Origin of the sequence: Algoriphagus terrigena DSM 22685 (assembly GCF_000429445.1) — a bacterium.
Classification (GTDB): Bacteria; Bacteroidota; Bacteroidia; order Cytophagales; family Cyclobacteriaceae; genus Algoriphagus; species Algoriphagus terrigena.
Genome location: NZ_AUBW01000003.1, coordinates 104,407 through 124,395, shown reverse-complemented (window position 1 = coordinate 124,395; position 19,989 = coordinate 104,407). Strand labels below are relative to the sequence as shown.

At 48.5% G+C, this 19,989-nt stretch carries 13 protein-coding genes; 5 read left to right on the top strand and 8 right to left on the bottom strand.

What is annotated here, in order from left to right:
* The first annotated feature begins 109 nt into the window (after positions 1-109).
* Both G459_RS0100565 and G459_RS0100560 read left to right on the top strand, forming a co-directional pair.
* Entirely contained in the window at positions 110-1,990 is a 1,881-nt protein-coding gene (locus G459_RS0100565) for a CocE/NonD family hydrolase (RefSeq protein ID WP_026965880.1), read from the top strand.
* Positions 1,991-2,213: 223 nt separating this feature from the next.
* Positions 2,214-3,803 carry a PKD domain-containing protein gene (locus G459_RS0100560; RefSeq protein ID WP_157373243.1) on the top strand — a complete coding sequence of 530 codons (1,590 nt, stop codon included), beginning with the start codon at positions 2,214-2,216 and terminating at the stop codon, positions 3,801-3,803.
* Positions 3,804-3,887: 84 nt separating this feature from the next.
* Here the strand turns inward: G459_RS0100560 and G459_RS0100555 are convergent, their stop codons facing one another.
* Positions 3,888-4,466, bottom strand: coding sequence for a hypothetical protein (locus G459_RS0100555; RefSeq protein WP_026965878.1), 579 nt, complete (start codon positions 4,464-4,466; stop codon positions 3,888-3,890).
* A 120-nt stretch (positions 4,467-4,586) separates the two neighbouring features.
* A complete protein-coding gene (locus G459_RS0100550) occupies positions 4,587-7,091 on the bottom strand; it encodes a phosphocholine-specific phospholipase C (RefSeq protein ID WP_026965877.1) in 2,505 nt (834 codons plus the stop codon).
* Positions 7,092-7,498: 407 nt separating this feature from the next.
* On the opposite strand from G459_RS0100550, the gene G459_RS0100540 reads away from it, so the two are divergent.
* A complete protein-coding gene (locus G459_RS0100540) occupies positions 7,499-8,734 on the top strand; it encodes a multidrug effflux MFS transporter (RefSeq protein ID WP_026965875.1) in 1,236 nt (411 codons plus the stop codon).
* Between the two features lie 112 nt (positions 8,735-8,846).
* On the opposite strand, the gene G459_RS0100535 is transcribed toward G459_RS0100540, so the two are convergent.
* A complete protein-coding gene (locus G459_RS0100535; protein ID WP_026965874.1) occupies positions 8,847-9,677 on the bottom strand; it encodes an alpha/beta fold hydrolase in 831 nt (276 codons plus the stop codon).
* 288 nt (positions 9,678-9,965) lie between these two features.
* Here G459_RS0100535 and G459_RS0100530 point away from each other — a divergent pair, with 288 nt between their 5' ends.
* A complete protein-coding gene (locus G459_RS0100530) occupies positions 9,966-12,599 on the top strand; it encodes a valine--tRNA ligase (RefSeq protein WP_026965873.1) in 2,634 nt (877 codons plus the stop codon).
* A gap of 177 nt (positions 12,600-12,776) precedes the next feature.
* Positions 12,777-13,808, top strand: a complete 1,032-nt coding sequence (locus G459_RS0100525) for a hypothetical protein (RefSeq protein WP_035454803.1) — start codon at positions 12,777-12,779, stop codon at positions 13,806-13,808.
* Between the two features lie 53 nt (positions 13,809-13,861).
* On the opposite strand, the gene G459_RS0100520 is transcribed toward G459_RS0100525, so the two are convergent.
* The 5 genes from G459_RS0100520 to G459_RS0100500 form a co-directional block, all read right to left on the bottom strand.
* A complete protein-coding gene (locus G459_RS0100520) occupies positions 13,862-14,581 on the bottom strand; it encodes a 3-keto-disaccharide hydrolase (protein WP_245588101.1) in 720 nt (239 codons plus the stop codon).
* Between the two features lie 115 nt (positions 14,582-14,696).
* Positions 14,697-15,569: a diacylglycerol/lipid kinase family protein gene (locus tag G459_RS0100515; protein WP_026965870.1), complete on the bottom strand. Its 873-nt coding sequence runs from the start codon at positions 15,567-15,569 to the stop codon at positions 14,697-14,699.
* A gap of 9 nt (positions 15,570-15,578) precedes the next feature.
* Positions 15,579-16,550 carry a phosphatase domain-containing protein gene (locus G459_RS0100510; RefSeq protein ID WP_035454800.1) on the bottom strand — a complete coding sequence of 324 codons (972 nt, stop codon included), beginning with the start codon at positions 16,548-16,550 and terminating at the stop codon, positions 15,579-15,581.
* A 56-nt stretch (positions 16,551-16,606) separates the two neighbouring features.
* Positions 16,607-17,659, bottom strand: a complete 1,053-nt coding sequence (locus G459_RS0100505) for a M42 family metallopeptidase (protein ID WP_026965868.1) — start codon at positions 17,657-17,659, stop codon at positions 16,607-16,609.
* 123 nt (positions 17,660-17,782) lie between these two features.
* Positions 17,783-19,666, bottom strand: coding sequence for an amidophosphoribosyltransferase (locus G459_RS0100500; RefSeq protein WP_026965867.1), 1,884 nt, complete (start codon positions 19,664-19,666; stop codon positions 17,783-17,785).
* Positions 19,667-19,989: the final 323 nt, after the last annotated feature.

The following is a 19,989-nucleotide window of genomic DNA, read 5'->3' as shown; positions in this document are numbered from 1 at the left end:
CCCCGCGTTCTGGCCCTTTACGGCAGAAGTTAAACCGTCGAAAGAAATAAGCTCCCAAATTAAATTCTGTAACTTAACTTCCCTTTCCAAACCACGATCCTCTATGCAGATGAAATTCAAAATCCTCACTTTTTTCCTCTTTTTGGCCTGTGCAAATCTGGCCTATGCTCAGGAAGAAAAACCCATCCTGGTTCAGCTGGAAGAAATTGCCATCGTCGATCAGAAGGTTATGATGCCAATGCGTGACGGCGTACGCCTGGCCACGGACATCTACCGGCCCAAGGGCGAGGGGAAATATCCGATCGTCTTTTCCCGGACTCCCTATAACTTCAACACCTGGGGAAATGGCGAGATAAACACCCGCACGATGCAGTCAGCGCTTGATTGGGTGAAAAAGGGATATGCTTTTGTCGTTCAAAACGAGCGGGGCAGGTACTTCTCTGAAGGAGACTGGGACATCCTCGGTGTGCCGCTGACCGACGGCAATGATGCCTTTGACTGGATGGCCAAGCAACCTTGGAGCAATGGAAAGGTCGGATTGCTCGGCTGCTCCTCCACTGCAGAGTGGCAGATGGCTGTCGCATCGCTGGATCATCCGGCTTTGGGAGCCTTGGTGCCTCAGGGCTATGGCGCTGGGGTGGGCAAGGTCGGCGACTTTTGGGAGCAGGGCAACTGGTATCGCGGCGGTGCGGGACAGATGCTCTTTACCAACTGGCTCTATGGCGTGCAACACGATCCGATGGCGCCCAGACTGCCGAAAGGAATTGAACAGAAAGACCTGCTGAGATTGCAGCGTTTCTACGACATGTCGCCGGAATATCCAAAGATCGACTCCAAAGCCGCACTCAGCCACTTGCCGATTCAAGACATCATCAAAAACCAAAACGGCCCGATTGGGATCTACGAAGAGATGATCACCCGCAAACCCAACGATCCAAAATGGTTTAACGGAGGTCTTTATCACGACGAGATGCCATTTGACAAGCCAAGCTTTTGGTTCGTCAGCTGGTTTGACGTGTCTGCCGGACCAAACATCGCGCTCTTCAACCATGCCCGTCAAAATGCAACTTCGCAACTGGCAAAAGACAACCAGTATCTGGTCATCGCTCCGGTGATGCACTGCTCCTATACGCGCGCTACGGAAAACACGATGATCGGCGACCTGAGTGTTGGCGATGCGCGATTGAACTACGATGAGATCATCACAGCTTGGTTTGACCTGTGGCTGAAAGGCGAAAAGTCCGAAGTGATGGAAAAAATGCCGAGGGTTCAGTACTACACCATGGGATCAAACAAATGGCAGACTTCCGATGTCTGGCCCCCAGCCAACGCCGTCATGACAGACATGTATCTAAGCTCAGAGGGTAATGCAAACACGCTGAACGGCGACGGCAAGCTTACCGCCAAAAAGCCTAAGAAGGACCTGTCTGACACATTTCAATACGATCCGATGGACCCGGTGATCTCCCACGGCGGCAACGTCTGCTGTACCGGAAATGCCGTGACCGGCGGTTCTTTTGATCAAAGCGAGATGGAACTCCGGGACGACATCCTGGTCTATACCTCCGAAGTGCTGGAAGAAGGAATAGAGGTTTCGGGCTTTATCGATGCGTATCTCTATCTCTCGTCTGATGCGAAGGACACCGACGTGACCATCAAACTTATCGATGTCTATCCCGACGGAAAGGCCTACAATCTGGACGAAACAATCCAGCGTGTGCGGTACAGAGAGGGCTATGACAAGGAAGTCTGGATGGAAGACGGAAAAGTCTACGAGGTCAAGATGACGCCCATGAGCACGTCCAACTACTTCGCCAAGGGCCACAAGATCCGCATCGAAGTCAGCAGCTCCAACTTCCCCCGCTTCGACCGAAATATGAATACCGGCGGAAATACCTATGACGAAACCGAAGGTGTAGTAGCGACGAATTCCATCCACCACGGCGGAAAGAGCCTAAGCAGGATTGTACTGCCGATTGTCGCAAAATGAAGAAGTTGAAGGTCAAAAGAGATGCATAATTGGTGACTTGGAACCCACTTCTTCATTACTTACTTTCAGTTAGCGATTGAAATAAATAGACAGTACTATTTATGTATTTCAGCTTATATAAAATGGGTTATATTAAAAAATAGTACAATTCATTTACAAAAAATAACTATAGTGATATAACTCATTAAATATGTTATAGATTTGAAACCCATCTAAGATAAAGATGGACAATTCAAATCTGGACATGTCTCTGATAAAACATATTAGGAGATTTATATTAATTGCAATAACAGCTATTGCAATTACAGATCCTTATATACTTTTCGCGGATTGTCCACAGAATAACTTCACAGTAACGGGTTTTCAACTCAGAGATCAAAATGGAAACCCCTTTTCGGTCACAGATGATTACAAACTTGGTGACCAAGTAAACGGAGAATTGTGGGTAATGCTTGGAGGATCCTCTACCAACGGGTACAACATGCGGTTCTTTTTTGACGTCTATATCAACGGAACTAAAACTCAAGAGGACCAATACAATTGTCTTTTCCCCGGCCGGCAGGCTCAGCAAAACGTGTGGTGGCCAGTGCGGGATTTCAGCTGGAAATGGGGTGACGTGGTGGATATCAAAGACATCTTCATCCACTGGGACACCGGATCGGCGCAACCAGGGACCTCATGTATCGTCTCTGACAAAAACAACATTAACTCCCAATGCTATGGCAATCTAAACGGCTATACAGCCGCCGTGCCCTTGTTCCCAAAGTTTAATTTCCTGAGCAATGGGATTTGTAATACGACAATTCAGTTTTCCAGTCAGACCATCGGCGGAACTCCTCCCTTCAATTATACCTTTGCGTGGGATTTTGCGGGCTTGGGCACTGCAATTGGTACCAATCCGCTGTTCAATTTCCCAAGCTCAGGCACCTACACAATCGGTCTGACCGCCAACGACGGGACTACCATTACCACGATCTACAAAGACATCTTTATTGACCCAAACTTTGGAATCCAAGTCGACATCTTCCCGACGAAAATCAATGAGGATTCCGGTATTATTTATGTTCAAAGTGTAACCGGAGGCACGCCCCCTTATACCTTTTCATGGGTCGGTCCAAATGGATTCACGAGCTCTTCCCGGGATATTTTCAATCTTAGCGACGGGGTTTATACGCTCACAGTCACGGATACAAACGGTTGTAACCAGACGGTGTCCTACGAATTGGACATTGCATCTGTCCTTAGTTTTACATGGGAGTCAATCGAATTGTTCAACGACTTTGACCAGACAACAATCCGATGGACAGTCCCTTCAGAGACAGAAGACTGCTATTATGAAATTGAAAGAAGCCACGGCGACGCGAGTAATTTTGTACCCGTTGGCTTAGTCCCCGGTGAAGTTGGACAGGGTACTTCAACAGTCTATGAGTATTCAGACTCCTCCTTTCCACGATTTGAAGATTCTTTCTACTACCGAATTGTCAGACGATCAGGAGAGCAATCTTCAATAAGCCCTGTGAAAATGATCCAGTCAAAGGGAAATTCAGAGCGAAAAAACTCCTGGATCCTTTATCCAAATCCCGCCCATGGAGATAATGTGTATTTAAAGTATTTGGGAGAGCACAACTCTGGCCCACTGCAAATCGACATTTACAATACCGGGACATTCTTGGGCAGTTTTAGAATCCCTAGTTTCAGTTCAGAAAGAATTGATCTAAAAAGCCTTCTACCAAACCTTCCAAAGGGTCTGATCTTGATAAGAATTCAATCCGAAACCGGAATAGAAACGATCCAACTAATCAATCGAAACTGATCATTTAGCCATCTAAGAAATGTCCTGATCATCGCTCGAGCGCAGTGATCCTGAAGCTGTATTTATCCTCGAAGTAGACTGAATTTACTTTTCCAAAATCGCCCTCCTTACGTTTCCGTGAAACTCGTTGATGGCTTTGGTATGGAAATAGGGATAGATGACTTTGTCCCGAAACCAGGAGCCGCTGCGGTAAAAAGTATGGTGAGAAACTTCAGTCTGCCCGTTTTTCAAGGTCTTGAAACGGAGAAACTGGCTGCCTTGAGACTTGGAATTTTCCAGATAACAGATCCTGATCAACCCTTTCGCCTTGTCCACTTCCATCACCTCATGACCTACTGTGAGTTTTACAGCGCCGCCAAAGACGTGCAGGTTGAGGATGATCACCTGCCCCACACCCATCCCACCGAGATATTCCTGACCGGGAAAGACTTCCTCACCCGAAGCTCTGGAATACAGCTGATTGAAATGGATCATCTTGCCAGCCCAGGCTTTGCCCGGATCAATTGTCACATAGGTTTCCCAAACCTCATCCAAAGACTGGTCGTACTGGTATTTCTCAAAATGCTGATGATAGCCCGGATCGGATTCATGATAGCAAATGGACTTCAGTTTGGAATAGTGCGAAAAATGCGTAATCGCAGCTTCTTGGGGGGTTGAATTCATGGAAGGATTTTGCTCCGGTTGGAATGAGGCTTAAAGAAAAGGAAAGGTGGGTGATTGAAAAACTGATTCATAAAAAAAGGGAGCCGCAGTTCCCTTTTTCTCGATTATTCCGCTTGGTGATCAACCCCGGCCGTCCAACAACGGATCCGAGATACTTTCCAATCCATTTTCCAGCCTTCCCGCAAAAGACCAAGAAAAGTCTGTCCCCGACACCGTAAAGTCATACCAGCCCTGCGAAGACTCGAAATCCAGCGGCTCAGAAACTTTCTTCACAGCGCCAAGCTGAAGTGATTTCTCCTGATTGCGATAGGCATTTTCTTTCAGGTTAACCGGGCCAGCTTGCTTAGATCCAGCTTCCAAAAGTCCGACTCGTTTTTCCCTGAGTTTAAAGCCTGGAGTAAGCGTCAGCTCCAATCCGCTGCTTTGTACATTCCCAGAGTACTCCCGATAGAACCCGTTAGGGCCGTACACGCGAAGTTGATATTCCTCATCTTCAAAACTCTCCAACGGCCAAGCATATTCCAGCGCGTCGCCGGGCTTCACGGCAAAGTTCCAGGATCTGGCGGATTCCCAGACTCCTGTCTCAGCATTTCGATACTTCCCCGGAGCATACACCTGAAACGGCGCAGCCCAGGCGTCTTTGCCCAAGAGCTCGTCCGAAGCCTCCATACGGATGGTAAAGACGCGTTTCTCCAGTTTCCCAGAGACTCGAAGATCGTAATTGAGCGCATTCGAAGGCCGGGTTCCGGCTTCCTGAAGCGGCAGAACGCCTTCTTTTCTCAATCTACTTTCCGTCCATTCCCCGGCTTGATTCGCTGGAATCGCGACAAAATTCTCCGGCAACCCCTTAAACTGCGCCTTGTGGATTTGCTCCATAAACGCGTTTCGCTTGATGGGCTCCAAGCGCTCCAACGACTCTCCCAAGTACGGTCTAAACGCCGAGCTCAAGTCGCCGGAGATGTTCCTTCTCCAAGCACTGATGTTTGGTTCGGAGACCTTTTTTCCTGCCTTTTTGCTTAGAAAAGTCTCCAAAAACTGAATCGTCGACGTGATGTCGGTCACCTGAGAATTGACCCAACCGCCGCGAGTCCAAGGGGAAGCCACGATCAAAGGCACCCGATAGCCCAAGCCGACGGGACTCTGGCGCGCATTTTTCTCTTCAAACCCGCCCTTCAGCTCCTCGGCTTTCGTCACATATTCTCCGGTTGCATCCATCCCTTTGGACACTATTCCTTCCTCCTTGCTTGCTGGATTGGGGACGACAAAGGGTGGAAAATGGTCAAAATAGCCGTCATTTTCATCGTAGTTGAGGATGAAGATGGTCTTCTTCCAAACCTCCGGATTTTGCGTCAGAATATCCAAAATCTCTGACACATACCAAGCCCCATACCAAGGGGCACTTGGGTGATCGGAGAACTTCTGAGGAGCGACCATCCACGATACCGTTGGCAGCTTTCCAGAATTTACATCGGATCTGAATTGGTGAAAGATATCCCCCTTTGGCACCGAAACTTCTCGCTCTTGGCCATCTTGGGTGTACCGAAATGTCTCGATGCGATGGTAATCGGGATCTCCCGTATTGGTGGTGAAAGCCTTTTGGTGAAGTTTCTTTTCGACTTCAGGCAGTTTGTCAAAGTTTTTGGGATCGTATTTTTCCAAGTACTCCAGCACCTGAGGCAGTTCGGCCCTTCGTTCCTCAAGTTCCTCTTTGAATTTGTCGTCCGCGTCTGCCGGCAAACCATTCTTTTCGATCCCTGCAAACTCTTCCTCAAGTTGCTTCTTTCGATGGGTCAAAAACTCGTAAAACGCGGGGCTAAACCGGACGTGGAATTGGGTAAACCACTCCAGGTTATTGTCTGTGAAATTAGACAAAAGCGAATCGTCCTCGACCAGTGTATCCAGGCTGATCTCGTTTTGATAGACCTTCCAAGCGATCCCGAGTTCCTCCAGTCGCTCTGGGAAAGTCGTCCAACTTCCTTCTTTGCTATAGGTCAGTTCTCCGTTGCGGACTCTGGCCTTTTCGTCTTTTGGACCGTGGGTTTTCCCCGTCCAGAAATAGCTCCGGTTGGTCGTAGTGCCAGTCAGCGCAGCGCAAAAGTGCTGGTCAAATACCGTGAAGGCATCCGCCATCGCGTAATAAAACGGGATATCCTCCCGGGTGTAATATCCCATTGTGAACGGTGTCTCGCGATAGGCCTTATTCCCCGGTCGTTTCGCTTCGATCCAGCCGTCATATTTCCCCTCGTTGCGCGCATCCACCTGATCAGTCCAGGAGTGTGGAACTCCGCCCATCCAGGTGGCTTTGGTCTTGTTCATATCCAGGCGAAAGGGAGGAAATCGCGTCCCTTCCTTGTCTGGCTGCATCCATACGGGAAACTTTTCCGGGATAGAGATCGCCCTCGGATCGCCAAATCCACGGACTCCGCGAAGTGTGCCAAAGCAGTGGTCAAAGGAGCGGTTTTCCTGCATGAGCATCACCACGTGCTCTGCATCATGAAAAGTGGTGCCCGGATCAGGACTGATGGCCATTGCCCGCTCAATAGATCCTGGTAAAATCTGCCACATACCGGCAGCACCGCCAAGTAAAGCAGCCTTCTTTAAAAACTCTCTTCTGGAATCCGTCATAGTGTTCAAAAATAGAAGGAGAAGGATAAATCTCCCTACCTCCTCAGGTTAAATTACCGTGAACAAACCGGAAAGGGCTATTTAAAAATTGATTCTCTCTTCTCTTCCCCATAGATCAGCACAAAAACGAAAGTCTGTATCCATCTGCGTTTTTTTTCCCCGGAAATCTGTCGGCAATCTTTTTTCCCGAGAAAACAAAATCTTCTTTGCCCCAGCCCGATCCGCTCCCGCATTCCCACTCCCAAATCCGGCAGTTTCAAAACAATCTCAATCTCTCTTTTCAAACTTGCCAAACCCTGAAAACCAGCATTTTCAATATGGCAAAGATATTGATCTTGAATTGCGAACTTTACAACAATTGACCCTGTTCACTAGCTATATCATTCAGTAGAAAACCTTTTTTTGTTTTGGAAAGTCAATATAACAAGTGGGAATATTTTAAGATTGTCTTGGTCTTGGGAGCGCTGTGTACCATCAGCCCCTTTTCCATCGACATGTACCTACCGGGTTTTCCCGAGATGTCCCGCGACCTCAACACCTCCATCTCCAATATTCAGCTTTCCCTGACCGGATATCTTGTCGGAATTGCGATCGGGCAGCTGTTTTACGGCCCGCTCTTGGATAAATACGGCAGAAAAAAACCACTCTACATCGGCTTGGGCATCTATGTCTTGGCCTCTATCGGATGTGCACTTTCGCAGTCGGTCGAAAACCTGATCCTGATGCGATTCCTTCAGGCTGTCGGCGGCTGCGCGGGAATGGTCTCAGCGCAGGCGATTGTGCGGGATATTTTTCCTGTGGGAAAAACCGCCCAAGTTCTATCGCTTTTGACACTCGTGATCGCCGTATCGCCGATGATCGCACCGACCGTGGGCGGATTTGTGACAACATTCTACAACTGGCACTGGGTATTTATCATCCTGGCTGGTCTCACCCTTCTGATCTGGTTTGGAGCTGCGATCGTGCTGCCAAATGGTGCCGAACCCGACCCAGAGATCTCCCTGAAGCCAAGTAAAGTCTGGAAAAATTATGGAGTTGTACTTCAGAACCGTCAGTTCCTCGTCTATATGCTTGTTGGCGGTTTGGCTGGCGCCGCCCCCTTTGCTTACATCGCCAGCTCGGCAGATGTGTTCATGAATATCTATCAGGTCAGCGAACAAACGTACGGTTGGATCTTCGGAATCCTGGCCTTCGCCATGATCGGCTCCACGCAGCTGAACCATATTTTGTTGAAAAAATACAAGAGCCAGCAGATTATCCATTTCTCGATGCACTATCAGGTGTTTACGGGCATTCTGCTGATTATCGGGATATATGCCCAATTGCTGAATGTGTATACGTTGGTCGGCCTGATGTTTCTCTTTCTGACGGCTCACGGGCTAAACAGCCCAAATACGGCTGCGCTTTCACTGGCTCCTTTTTCGAGAAATGCAGGTAGCGCCGCCGCGCTGTTGGGCAGCATGCGAATGGCAATGGGCGGCGTGGTGTCAGCTATCATCAGCTTTTTCCACGATGGAACAGCTCTTCCGATGGTCATGGGAATGGCTGCCTGTGCCATGGCAGGATTTATCATCCTGAAAGCAGATCAGCAAATTCCGGGCACGATCAGTAAAAGCTGGAAAAGTTCTGCTTTGGGAGGCTGATGCGATGCACCCGGTGTGGTGCTGGAAATCACCTTGCTTAAGATTATCACGAAACTAAAAAGCTGGAAACCTATAGGGATATCCAGCTTTTTAGTCTAGTACGAACTGCCCTTTATTCTTTCAGAAAATCCAGCAACAACCTATTCAGCTTATCTCCGTGGGTCAAGTTCAATCCGTGTGGAGCGTCTTTGATCAAGTGATATTCGTTATCGGCGATGCCCTCGGCAGCCTGTTTCGCCGAGGTTTGAAATGGGACGATATTGTCTGAATCTCCATGCACGATCAGGGTTGGCACGGTTACATTTTTCAGCTCTTTTCTGAAATCTGTCCCGGCCCAAGCTTCCGCTGCTTTGATCGTGGCGATAGGAGAAGCCTGAGAGGCGACTGAGAAATCAAAGTCCAGATTGGCCTCGCTCACTTCATCCGTTTCTTTCTTGTAGTTGTAGAAATTCTTGTGAAAATCCTTCAGGAAACCTATCCGGTTGGACTTCAGGGTGGCAAGGATTTCGTCCAAAGCTTTTTGCGGCACTCCATCGGGATTATCGTCCTTCTGGGCTACCAGAGGAATAATCGACGCTATCAGCGCAGCTTTTGAAATCCGGTCTGCGCCAAACTCCGTGAAATACCTGACCACTTCTCCTCCTCCCATACTGAAGCCGACGAGCGTCACATCCTTCAAATCGAGATGCAGGATCAGTTGGTGTAGATCGCCTGCCAGGGTTGTGTAATCGTAATCTCCCCACGGCTGCGAAGATTTTCCAAATCCCCGTCGATCGTACGCAATCACCCGGAATCCCTCCTCAACTAAAACCCGGATCTGACCTTCCCAACTCTGGTGACTGAGTGGCCAGCCGTGAATCAGGATGACCGGTTTTCCTTTCCCGTAGTCCTGATAGAATATCCGCACGGGTTCGGTTCCTTCTTTGTGTTTCAAAAATGGCATAACTAACTGATTTAGGTTAAAATGATTAAAACTCGCTTAAAAATCGAGTACATAAGTAACGAAAGAAAAAGGCCTTTGGTCCTTCCCTTCGGCACTTATTAAAACTTGCATTGCAGGTTTTTGTTGCATTTCAGGCCATTTCTTCCGGCTACGCCCGACTCAAATAGATTTTGATCCTACTGGAAAACAGGTGGGTTTGTGATTCATCAATGTTTCACCGAATTGGAAGTTTGAACGGCCTTTTCCCCTTTTTCTGCTATTTTTGCACCTTCGAAAAAACCCCAAAGTATGTCTATCGCCAGCAAATATGATCCGGCCCAGGCTGAGGCCAAATGGTACGCTTACTGGATGGAGCACAAGCTTTTCTCCTCTAAAGTCGATCACAGCAAGGAACCCTACACCATCGTAATTCCTCCGCCAAACGTGACCGGCGTCCTCCACATGGGTCATATGCTGAACAATACGATTCAGGACGTACTCATCCGTCGTGCCAGAATGCAAGGCAAAAATGCCTGCTGGGTACCTGGAACAGATCACGCTTCGATTGCTACGGAGACTAAAGTGGTCAACATGCTCAAGGACATGGGAATCGACAAAAAGTCTATTTCCCGTGAGGAATTCCTGAAGTATGCCTGGGAATGGAAAGAAAAATACGGAGGAATCATCCTCGAGCAACTCAAGAAACTGGGTGCATCCTGCGATTGGGATCGAACAGCGTTCACGATGGATGCGGGACTTAGTGACGCGGTAATTTCGGTTTTTGTGGATTTGCACAAAAAGGGCAAGATCTACCGCGGCATCCGCATGGTCAACTGGGACCCAAAAGGCCAAACGGCGCTGTCGGACGACGAAGTGATCATGAAAGAAATCGCTTCCAAGCTCTATTATATCAAGTACAAGATCGACGGAACAGCGGACGAATTCCTCACCGTAGCAACTACCAGACCGGAGACGATCATGGCCGATGTGGCGATCTGCATCAATCCCAACGATCCGAGATTCACGCATTTGAAGGGCAAAAAAGCGCTCATTCCACTCATCAACCGAGCCATCCCGATCATCGAGGACGAGTACGTGGACATGGAGTTTGGTACGGGTTGTCTGAAAGTGACGCCTGCTCACGATATCAATGACTACGAATTGGGCGTCAAGCACAAGCTGGAAGTCATCGACATCTTGAATGACAACGGCACGCTGAATGAAAAGGCGCAGATCCTCGTCGGAGAGGATCGCTTTGTCGCCAGAAAGATGATCGCCAAACGCCTCAAGGAGGCTGATCAACTCGACAAGGTAGAAGATTACAAATCCAACGTCGGTCACTCCGAGCGTACAGACGCCGTGATCGAGCCGAAGCTGTCCCTGCAGTGGTTCCTTAAGATGGACGAAATCACCAAACCGGCACTCAGTTCGGTCATGGACGATGTGATCCAGCTCTATCCGCCCAAGTTCAAGAACATGTATCGCTCTTGGATGGAGAATGTGCGAGACTGGTGCGTGTCCCGTCAGCTTTGGTGGGGACACCGGATTCCGGCCTTTTACCTTCCAAACGGGGAATATGTCGTTGCCAAAACCGCCGAAGAAGCCTTGACTCAGGCAAACAACCAATTTGGCACAAGTTATAGCCTGTCGGATCTTAAACAGGACGAGGATGTCTTGGACACTTGGTTTAGCTCTTGGCTGTGGCCAATATCGGTTTTCGATCCTGAGGTCTTCACCACCGGCAAGCCGAACGAAGAACTGGAATATTACTACCCGACCAATGACTTGGTGACTGCTCCGGAGATTTTGTTCTTCTGGGTGGCGCGGATGATCATTGCCGGATACGAATACATGGGCGACAAACCCTTCAAAAACGTGTATCTGACCGGAATCGTCCGGGATAAGTTGGGCCGCAAGATGTCCAAGTCGCTCGGCAACTCTCCGGATCCGCTTGATCTGATCGCCCAATACGGCGCTGATGGCGTCAGAACCGGCATGCTCTTTTCCTCTCCTGCCGGAAATGATCTCCCTTACGACGACAAGCTGGTCGAGCAGGGAAGAAACTTTGCCAACAAGATCTGGAATGCCTTCCGCTTGGTGAAAGGCTGGGAAATTGACCCAAGTCTGGACGGTTCTGCAAATGCGGCAAGCATTGAGTGGTTTGAAAACCGCTTCAATCAAGGGCTGACGGAGATCAACGAGCACTTCGAGAAGTTCCGCATCTCCGATGCCCTGATGGCGACTTACAAGTTGGTGTGGGATGACTTCTGCTCTTGGTATCTGGAGATGATCAAGCCCGTCTATCAGCATCCGATTGATCAGACGACGTATGACCAGACAGTTGAAATCTTTGAGAAAATCCTGAAGATTTTACATCCGTTCATGCCGTTCATTTCAGAAGAACTTTGGCACCAGATCAAAGAAAGATCCGTCCAGGATTCACTCATCTTGGCTTCTTGGCCGGAGGCAAAATCCTTTGATCCAAAGATCATTGAAGAAGCCGAGCAGGTATTTGAGGTGGTCTCTCAGGTGCGAAATCTACGCGCATCCAAAGGAATGTCTCCAAAAGAAGCCTTGGATTTGAGCATCAATGCTAAAAATCCGGAACTCTACGGCCGCTTTGAATCGGTGCTGACCAAGCTGGCAAACCTGTCCTCGTTGAGCTTTGCCGAAAAAGTAGACAACGCCATGAGCTTCGTTGTGAAAGCCGACGAGTGCTTCATCCCAATGGGCGACTCGATCGATATCGAAGAGGAAAAAGCAAACATCCAGAAGGAACTTGAGTACACGAGAGGCTTCCTGAATTCGGTGATGAAAAAGCTCAGCAACGAGCGATTCGTCGCCGGCGCGCCTGCCCAAGTACTCGAAATGGAACGCAAAAAGCAGGCTGACTCAGAGGCTAAGATCAAGGCTTTGGAAGAGAGTCTGGCGAAGCTGGGATAACCTTTGAGGTCTCGAAGACCTCGAAAGTTTACACTCCATACAAAAAATCCAGCGTCGCGAGGCTCTGGATTTTTTTGTGCAGAGATCGGTTTGACAGAGAAAACGACAAAATAGAACTAATCAATAATTTTACCGTTGTTTATATTTATTTTTTCATCTACAACCAATTTTACTTTCATGAACAGAACCTATCCCAAAATCCTGCTCCTCACTTTTATCTCCATTTTTAGCTTTTCCTGTGACGAGAAAGATGATCCTACACCAACTCCATCGCCTTATCCTGATTTATCCACTTTCACAGAGCGTTTTTTAGCTGAAGCCAAAGCCAGAGGTCTAAATCTGAACGCTTCAGCCGTTGATGTAGCCTATGTTGATGAAATTAAATTCGCTGATGGATCCATCTATTGCGGATATGGTTGGACGGCTCATCCAGACACAGGAAAGAGAACGGTCTATATCTCTAAATCCAGTCCCTGTGCCTGGTCGACGCTGTCTGACTTGAAGCGAGAGCAATTCTTTTTCCATGAAATCGGCCACGCATTCCTCAATCGAACGCATGACAACGCAGCCCTATGCGACGGGAGCCCGATCACCTTGATGAATTCCCAGGTTCATGCGCTTGACTACTACGACGGAGAATCCGAGAAAAAGAAATACTACCTCGATGAGCTTTTCGACCGCTCGGTTGGAGACGACAAATGCATTGAATCAGCCCAGAATTGGAGCGCAAACCCGACCTTCGTCAAGCATCAAACAGGTGTTGGTAGTTGGATTTTTTATGATGCCAAGGGAACGATGACAGGATCGCGCTCCCCAGCTGACGCGTTGGTCATAGCTTCCGTCACCGGAAAAACATCCACTGAAACCGGATATTGGCGCACAGAGCTAGAGGTACAAAATATCCCCGTCGGTGCAACAGTCACGCTCCGGACCAAGGTCAGCTCAGCGGGGCTTACCGGCCCGGGAGTGGCCGTCGGCCTTCGAGGGTATGAATTCCAAATCCAAAACACAGGAGCAGTGATTACGGAATCTTTCGTGTCTTCAACAGAAGCAAATCCTGTTTCCGGCGTTTTGGAACAACAAACTATCGAGATCAGCTTCCTCAATGTAACGCGAAAGACTGTTCGTCTGATACCCTTTGCCGTGATGATGCCTGGGACTCAAGGCGAAGCGATTTTCGAGGACTTTGAGATCATCGTGGAAGTGTGAGCACCCTTACTTCAGATACCTGGAAACTCTGATCCCCCCAAATGGCTTGACAGTTATAGCTCCTTGATCTTGATTTCTTTGAAAATCACCCCCTGTCCTTCGCTTTGCAGGCCGATGTAGCCGGACTTGAGCGGAGTGCCGTCCACCTTGATTTCCGGATTAAAGTTATTGGCGACACCGCCGCCGATCTGAGGCTTGCTGTATTTCAACACGGTATCCCCATTGACGAGGTGAATCACCAATGAATCCCCAAAAACGATCAGATCAGCCTTTACCCACTCATTCCATTTGAATGTTGGAGAGGTCGAGTTAATGCAGTGACGGGGGTCCACTTTCCCTTCGAAAACCACGTCAGTTCCGGGGGAACACATATTTCCGGTCGGACGGGCCACGCCTTCTTTTTCCTCAGCAAGCATCTGATATTCGACAGAGATTGGCCAATCCTGCTCTTTGAGGATAGTTTCAGGAGCTTGAGAATGATACATGATCCCTGAGTTGCGGTAGGTGTAGCTCGCTGCGTCTTTCAGCCACTGGTCGGTAAACCGGTATTCCCACTGGAGGTGGAAAGAAGAAAAAGGCTTCTCGTAGAATAAGTGGCCGTACCGATCTCCAAAACCTTCATAGTCGGAGTAATCCACGACAATTGCCCCGTCTTTGATCCGGAACGTGTTCTTGTAATTATCCCCGACTTCGTGATGGTAAATCTTCGGAACCCAGCCTTTCAGGTTTTTTCCGTTAAAGAGCACTTGCCATTCAGCTTTGGATGTGGGCACTTCCTGTTTCGGTTTTTCGGACCAGAGAGTAGACAGCAAAAACAGGGGAAGGGAATAAATAAAAATTTTCACAAAATAACTCATGCTCAAGTCGGGGTTATAGTTTCTGACAAATTCAGGATTTAATTACAAAATCAAAGGCACCTTTCAATATTTTCACGTCTACTGATTCGGGTGTACCCCTCAGCTCTCCGTCGATTTGAAAATTGGCCAGATCCAAATTAATTATTTTACAGGCCTCTACAGACCACGTTTTTACAGCCGGCTGCGCTTGATTTTCGCCGGTGACCAGCGCTTTGGTGATCGAGATTAGATCACCCGCGGATTTGAATTCTACAGCTACGATCTCAAATTTCCCATCATCCATCCTTCCCTCTGTGTTGATCACGGCGCCTGTTCCGTATTCTTCTCCATTGGCAATGACCAACATTTTCGCCTCCAATTCGATGACTTCCGACGGCATTTCCACCCTAAATCGGCAGGATTCGGTATTGAAAACTTCTGAAATAGAACTTTTGATATAGCCCATCATGCCTCTCACTCCGTCCTGCTCAAATTTGTGAATCATACTCGCATTGAATCCAAAATCTGCCAAATGGAGACAAACCTCATCCCCTATCTGAACCGCGTCAACCTTGAGGGTCTCAAGTTTTCTCAATGCCTCCAATCCATCCTCCAGATTCCCGATTCCCAGGCACTTTGCCAAACCATTGGCTGATCCAAGAGGCAAAATGGCAAGGGGTACTCGCGACGTCATGCAAGAAGTGGTCAGCTTAACGGTACCATCTCCTCCTGCTATCAGCACTAAAGACGGCTTGGTCTGATCCAAAAACTCCCGAAGCTTCTCCAGTATATTTTCTCCTTCGACGTCAAAATCAGCAATCTCAAAATCTTGAAGATTCAGCTGGATACGCTCCAAGACTTCAGCTTTGGGAACTGAATCACTTCCAGAATTTGGATTATAGACCAAAACAGCGTTGTTTTTCATAAGGAGATTCTAAACGTATTGCAAGGCGACCTCCATGGCCTCCTGTGTATTTTTCACGAAATGAAAATTGGGAAGTTTATCCAATCGCTCTCTTCGCTCTTTTTCTTCGTGTGAGGGATTCACGATTCGGATAAAAACAGCCTTGATCCGATGGGGAAATTCATGCACGATCTCCTCGTAGATCTCAGGATCGTGCTGCCCACTGTCGCCAATCAAATAGAACGCCATCTTGGGAAACATTTCCAACAGCAGCACTATTTTCTCCTTCTTGTGTTGATGGCTTCCACCTCCGGATTTCCAGATATTTCTAAGGTTGATATGCTTGTCCTTCAGCAAGATCGGCCCCATCGGAATACTCCGATACGCTAGAAAATCTTTGATCAGATCAAAAAGAGACCAATCGCTGCTCGAGACGTAGAAAATCGGGTGATGACCTTCATGGGTCAACTTCCTGTAAAACTCAGAGACCCCGGGCAGCGGCCTTCTGGTGTAGGCATTTTTAGAGATGGACAACCAGAATTTCCTTCCGATGTCTGTCGCATGGGAAATCAAGATAGTGTCGTCCACATCTGAGATCACCCCGACATCAGAATGGATCCGGTCTATTTTCAAGGTTCTGTTTCTGGTGTGTAATCCCTCACTTTCGTCCAAAATCCGGAACAAAATGCGGTCAACTTCAGGCTGAAAATCTTTAAAAACACACTGAAAAACCCCGTCTTCATCCGTCTCTACCATAAACTCAGAATCTCCAACCGAAATATTGACTTTGACCCCAGAGATCCCCTTGCCAGAATATCGGCGGATGGCGGCCAGGATATTTTTTAGCCAATTATTCTTGGCAGAAGGCCTGCTCTGCTTGTATGCAGAGATCACCCTGCCTTTGGTGAAAATTTCGATCCCATTTCCAAATGCTAAAAAAGGCTCCACTTGGATGATGTCGAGTTTCCCAATCCATTTTAAAACTGTCCTTTTTACCGCCATAGTAAATTTGGATTCTTTGGTAATAAAAAAGCCGGTGTTCGTCACCGGCGGCTAGGTCAGTGACCCCAATTGTAGGTGTCGATTTGCTCCAGACAGGCTTTCAGCAAAGCGATAGAGTCGGCAATGTCCTGTTTATGCGCCATCTCAATGACTTGGTGGAGATGGCGGGTTGGAATGGAAATCGCCCCGGCAATTGCTCCCTGTTTGCCCATCCGCTGCACACCTGCAGTATCTGTGCCTCCCGCAGTGAGGATCTCAGGCTGCCAGGAGATTCCGGCGGAGTCCGCCGTCTTTTTCATAAAGTCCACCATCCGGTAGTCGCAAATAGTCATCGCATCCATGATCTTGACCGCGGTACCTTTTCCAAGTTCGGTGACACGCTCATGGGGCTGCGCTCCAGGCACGTCAAAGGCAATGGTCGTATCCAGCGCGATCCCAAAATCCGGATTGATGCTGTGCGCAGCTACGTTTGCGCCGCGAAGACCTACTTCCTCCTGCACCGTGAAGGTCGCATAGACATCATAGGCCGGGTCCTCTAACTGTTTCAGCGTCTCGATAAGGATAAAGACGGCAACACGGTTGTCGATTGATTTGCAGTTGACACAGTCGCCCATTTCGATCAGTTCGCGGTCACGGGTGACGGGATCTCCGATGGTCACATACTTCGACACTTCCTCCTTGGACATCCCCAAGTCGATGAAAAAATCGGTCGTTTTCGGCAATTTGGCTCGCTCCTCGACAGACATCACATGAATGGGTTTGCTTCCCATCACGCCGACCAAATCTTTCTTTCCATGGACGATTACGCGCTGGGCGGTGAGTGTTTTCGGATCAAATCCTCCCAGCGTGTGAAACCTCAGGAAGCCCTGATCGTCGATGTGCGTGACGATAAAACCGATCTCGTCCATGTGCGCGGCCACCATGACCCGCTTCCCGTCGGGGTTTTCCCTGCCTTTCTTGATCGCGATGACATTGCCGAGATTGTCGGTTTTCACTTCGTCCACCAGCGGCGTGACGAGTTCGACCACGAGGTCTCTCACTCTCTTTTCAAAGCCCGGAGCTCCGGCAATTTCACAGATCTGCTTCAGTAAGGGAACGTTTATTTCCATTGTCTAGAGGAATTCAATTTTGCTTCAAATTAAAACTTTTGGCAGCAATGCAAGCGGCCACAAATGTAAAAAGGCGCAAAGTTTGCCTCTGCGCCTTGAGTTGATTTGGGAAGAAATGCCCGATCAATAAGCTCTGACCGTCTTGCCCTCCATGTAGTTGACAAAGGCTTTGTTCACTACGCGGGTGCCTCCGGATGTCGGATAGTCACCGGTGAAATACCAGTCTCCGGTATGGTTTGGTATGCACTTATGAAGGTTCTCGACGGTTTGGAAGATAACTTCTACTTCAGCTTTGATCTCCGGAGTGGTTACGATCTCCGCGATCTTGGCAGAAATCTCATCATCGGTGAAATTGCTGTAAACTTCCTTCACAAAGTTCTCAAAGTCATTGGGACGCGCGACGGCGTTGTCATACACCTTGTCCAGAACGTTTTCCATCTTTCGCTCTTTGAGCAAAGCGATGGCGGCGCGGAAGGCGATAAATTCCTTCACTCTGGACATGTCGATGCCGTAGCAATCCGGAAAACGGATCTGCGGAGCAGAAGATACGATGACGATCTTCTTTGGATTCAGACGGTCTAGGGTGGTCAGGATGCTTTTCTCCAGCGTAGTACCCCGCACGATGCTGTCATCAATGACGACCACGGTGTCGATTCCCGGCCGGATCACCTCATAGGTAGTATCGTAGACACTCGCCACCATGGAATCGCGCTCGTCGTCGCTGGTGATGAAAGTTCTCAGCTTGACGTCCTTGCTCACGAGTTTTTCGACCCTTGGGCGGAAACTCAGCAAATCCTCCAGATCTCCAACGTGCGGCTTCCCGTCAAGGAAAATCTCCTTGCGTTTAGCGACTAAGTAATCTTCCAATCCTTCGATCATGCCCAAGAAGGCCGTTTCGGCGGTGTTTGGAATGTAGGAAAAGACCGTGTTTTTCAGATCAAAGTCGATCGATTTCAGAATCTGCGGAATCAATGCTTTACCCAGATTTTTTCTTTCCTGGTAAATCCCCGGGTCGGTGCCACGGGAGAAATAGATCCGCTCAAAAGAGCAGGACTTCTTTTCTCTGGCTGGCAAGATCTCCGATTCCTCGTAGCTGCCGTCTTTATTTACAACCAAGGCGTGGCCTGGCTTTATCTCCTTGATGGATTTGAAATCAATGTTGAAAGCGGATTTGATCGCGGGCTTCTCAGATGCCACTACGATGACTTCGTCGTCGGCGTAATAGAATGCCGGGCGGATGCCGGATGGATCTCTCACTACAAAAGCAGACCCATTGCCTATCATCCCAGCCATCGCATAGCCACCGTCAAAATCACGGCAGGATCTGCGAAGGATTCTCGCTACATCCAGTTCGTTTTCAATGACATGGGTAATCTGCTCGTTGGAGAATTGATGCTTGTACTTGTCGAAAATGCGCTGATTTTCCTCGTCCAAAAAGTGTCCGATCTTCTCCATCACGGTGACGGTATCGGTCTTTTCCTTCGGGTGCTGTCCGAGCTGGACTAGTTTACTAAAAAGCTCCTCATTGTTGGTCATGTTGAAGTTGCCTGCCATGACGAGGTTTCGGCTTCTCCAGTTATTCTGTTTGAGGAAAGGGTGGCAAGTCTCGATGCTGTTTTCTCCGTGGGTGCCGTATCTGAGGTGTCCCAACCAAACTTCGCCGGTAAATGCGATGTTCTTTTTGAGCCATTCTGCGTCCGTAAGCGCATCATGGCCTCCGAGCTTCTTGGCCTTTTTGTACTTCTTGCCGATTTTATCAAAGATATCATTGACTGCCGAGGGCTCGATCGACCGATATCTACTGATATATCGGGTGCCGGGCATCGTATTGATCTTGATATTTGCGACTCCGGCGCCATCCTGGCCCCTGTTGAGTTGCTTTTGCATCAGCACATACAGCCGGTTGGCCGCGTAAGAAGCTGATCCGTATTTGTCTATGTAATATTGAGGGGGTTTTCGTAGCCGAATCATGGCTATTCCGCACTCATGTTTTATAGCATCACTCATGGAGGGGGCGAATGTTCTATTGAGACATCAAAGGTAAGCGATTTCAAAAGATAATTTCCCGATAAAAAGTTCCTGTTTAAAGAATTTTATATGGCTGGCAGTTCGTTAACGAAAGACTGCAGTTCCTTTAACTTTTCCCCATCAGCCACCCCATTTTGGGTAAAATATCCCCAGTTCTCCCATGCCACTTTTAAAGAAAAGTGCCCATCCAACCCCATATCCTTGATGGCACATCATTGGCAATCGATCCGAAACACTTGGGAAATATGTTTCCAAGCTTCAAGTCCGGACTTGACTCTTTCACTAACCACTATTAAGACATC

What these genes read in the sequence shown, in the direction of transcription:
- G459_RS0100555 (WP_026965878.1), bottom strand. Translation starts at nt 4,466, where the DNA reads ATGAATTCAACCCCCCAAGAAGCTGCGATTACGCATTTTTCGCACTAT.
- G459_RS0100530 (WP_026965873.1), top strand. Translation starts at nt 9,966, where the DNA reads ATGTCTATCGCCAGCAAATATGATCCGGCCCAGGCTGAGGCCAAATGG.
- G459_RS0100525 (WP_035454803.1), top strand. Translation starts at nt 12,777, where the DNA reads ATGAACAGAACCTATCCCAAAATCCTGCTCCTCACTTTTATCTCCATT.
- G459_RS0100505 (WP_026965868.1), bottom strand. Translation starts at nt 17,659, where the DNA reads ATGGAAATAAACGTTCCCTTACTGAAGCAGATCTGTGAAATTGCCGGA.
- G459_RS0100535 (WP_026965874.1), bottom strand. Translation starts at nt 9,677, where the DNA reads ATGCCATTTTTGAAACACAAAGAAGGAACCGAACCCGTGCGGATATTC.
- G459_RS0100565 (WP_026965880.1), top strand. Translation starts at nt 110, where the DNA reads ATGAAATTCAAAATCCTCACTTTTTTCCTCTTTTTGGCCTGTGCAAAT.
- G459_RS0100515 (WP_026965870.1), bottom strand. Translation starts at nt 15,569, where the DNA reads ATGAAAAACAACGCTGTTTTGGTCTATAATCCAAATTCTGGAAGTGAT.
- G459_RS0100510 (WP_035454800.1), bottom strand. Translation starts at nt 16,550, where the DNA reads ATGGCGGTAAAAAGGACAGTTTTAAAATGGATTGGGAAACTCGACATC.
- G459_RS0100560 (WP_157373243.1), top strand. Translation starts at nt 2,214, where the DNA reads ATGGACAATTCAAATCTGGACATGTCTCTGATAAAACATATTAGGAGA.
- G459_RS0100550 (WP_026965877.1), bottom strand. Translation starts at nt 7,091, where the DNA reads ATGACGGATTCCAGAAGAGAGTTTTTAAAGAAGGCTGCTTTACTTGGC.
- G459_RS0100500 (WP_026965867.1), bottom strand. Translation starts at nt 19,666, where the DNA reads ATGAGTGATGCTATAAAACATGAGTGCGGAATAGCCATGATTCGGCTA.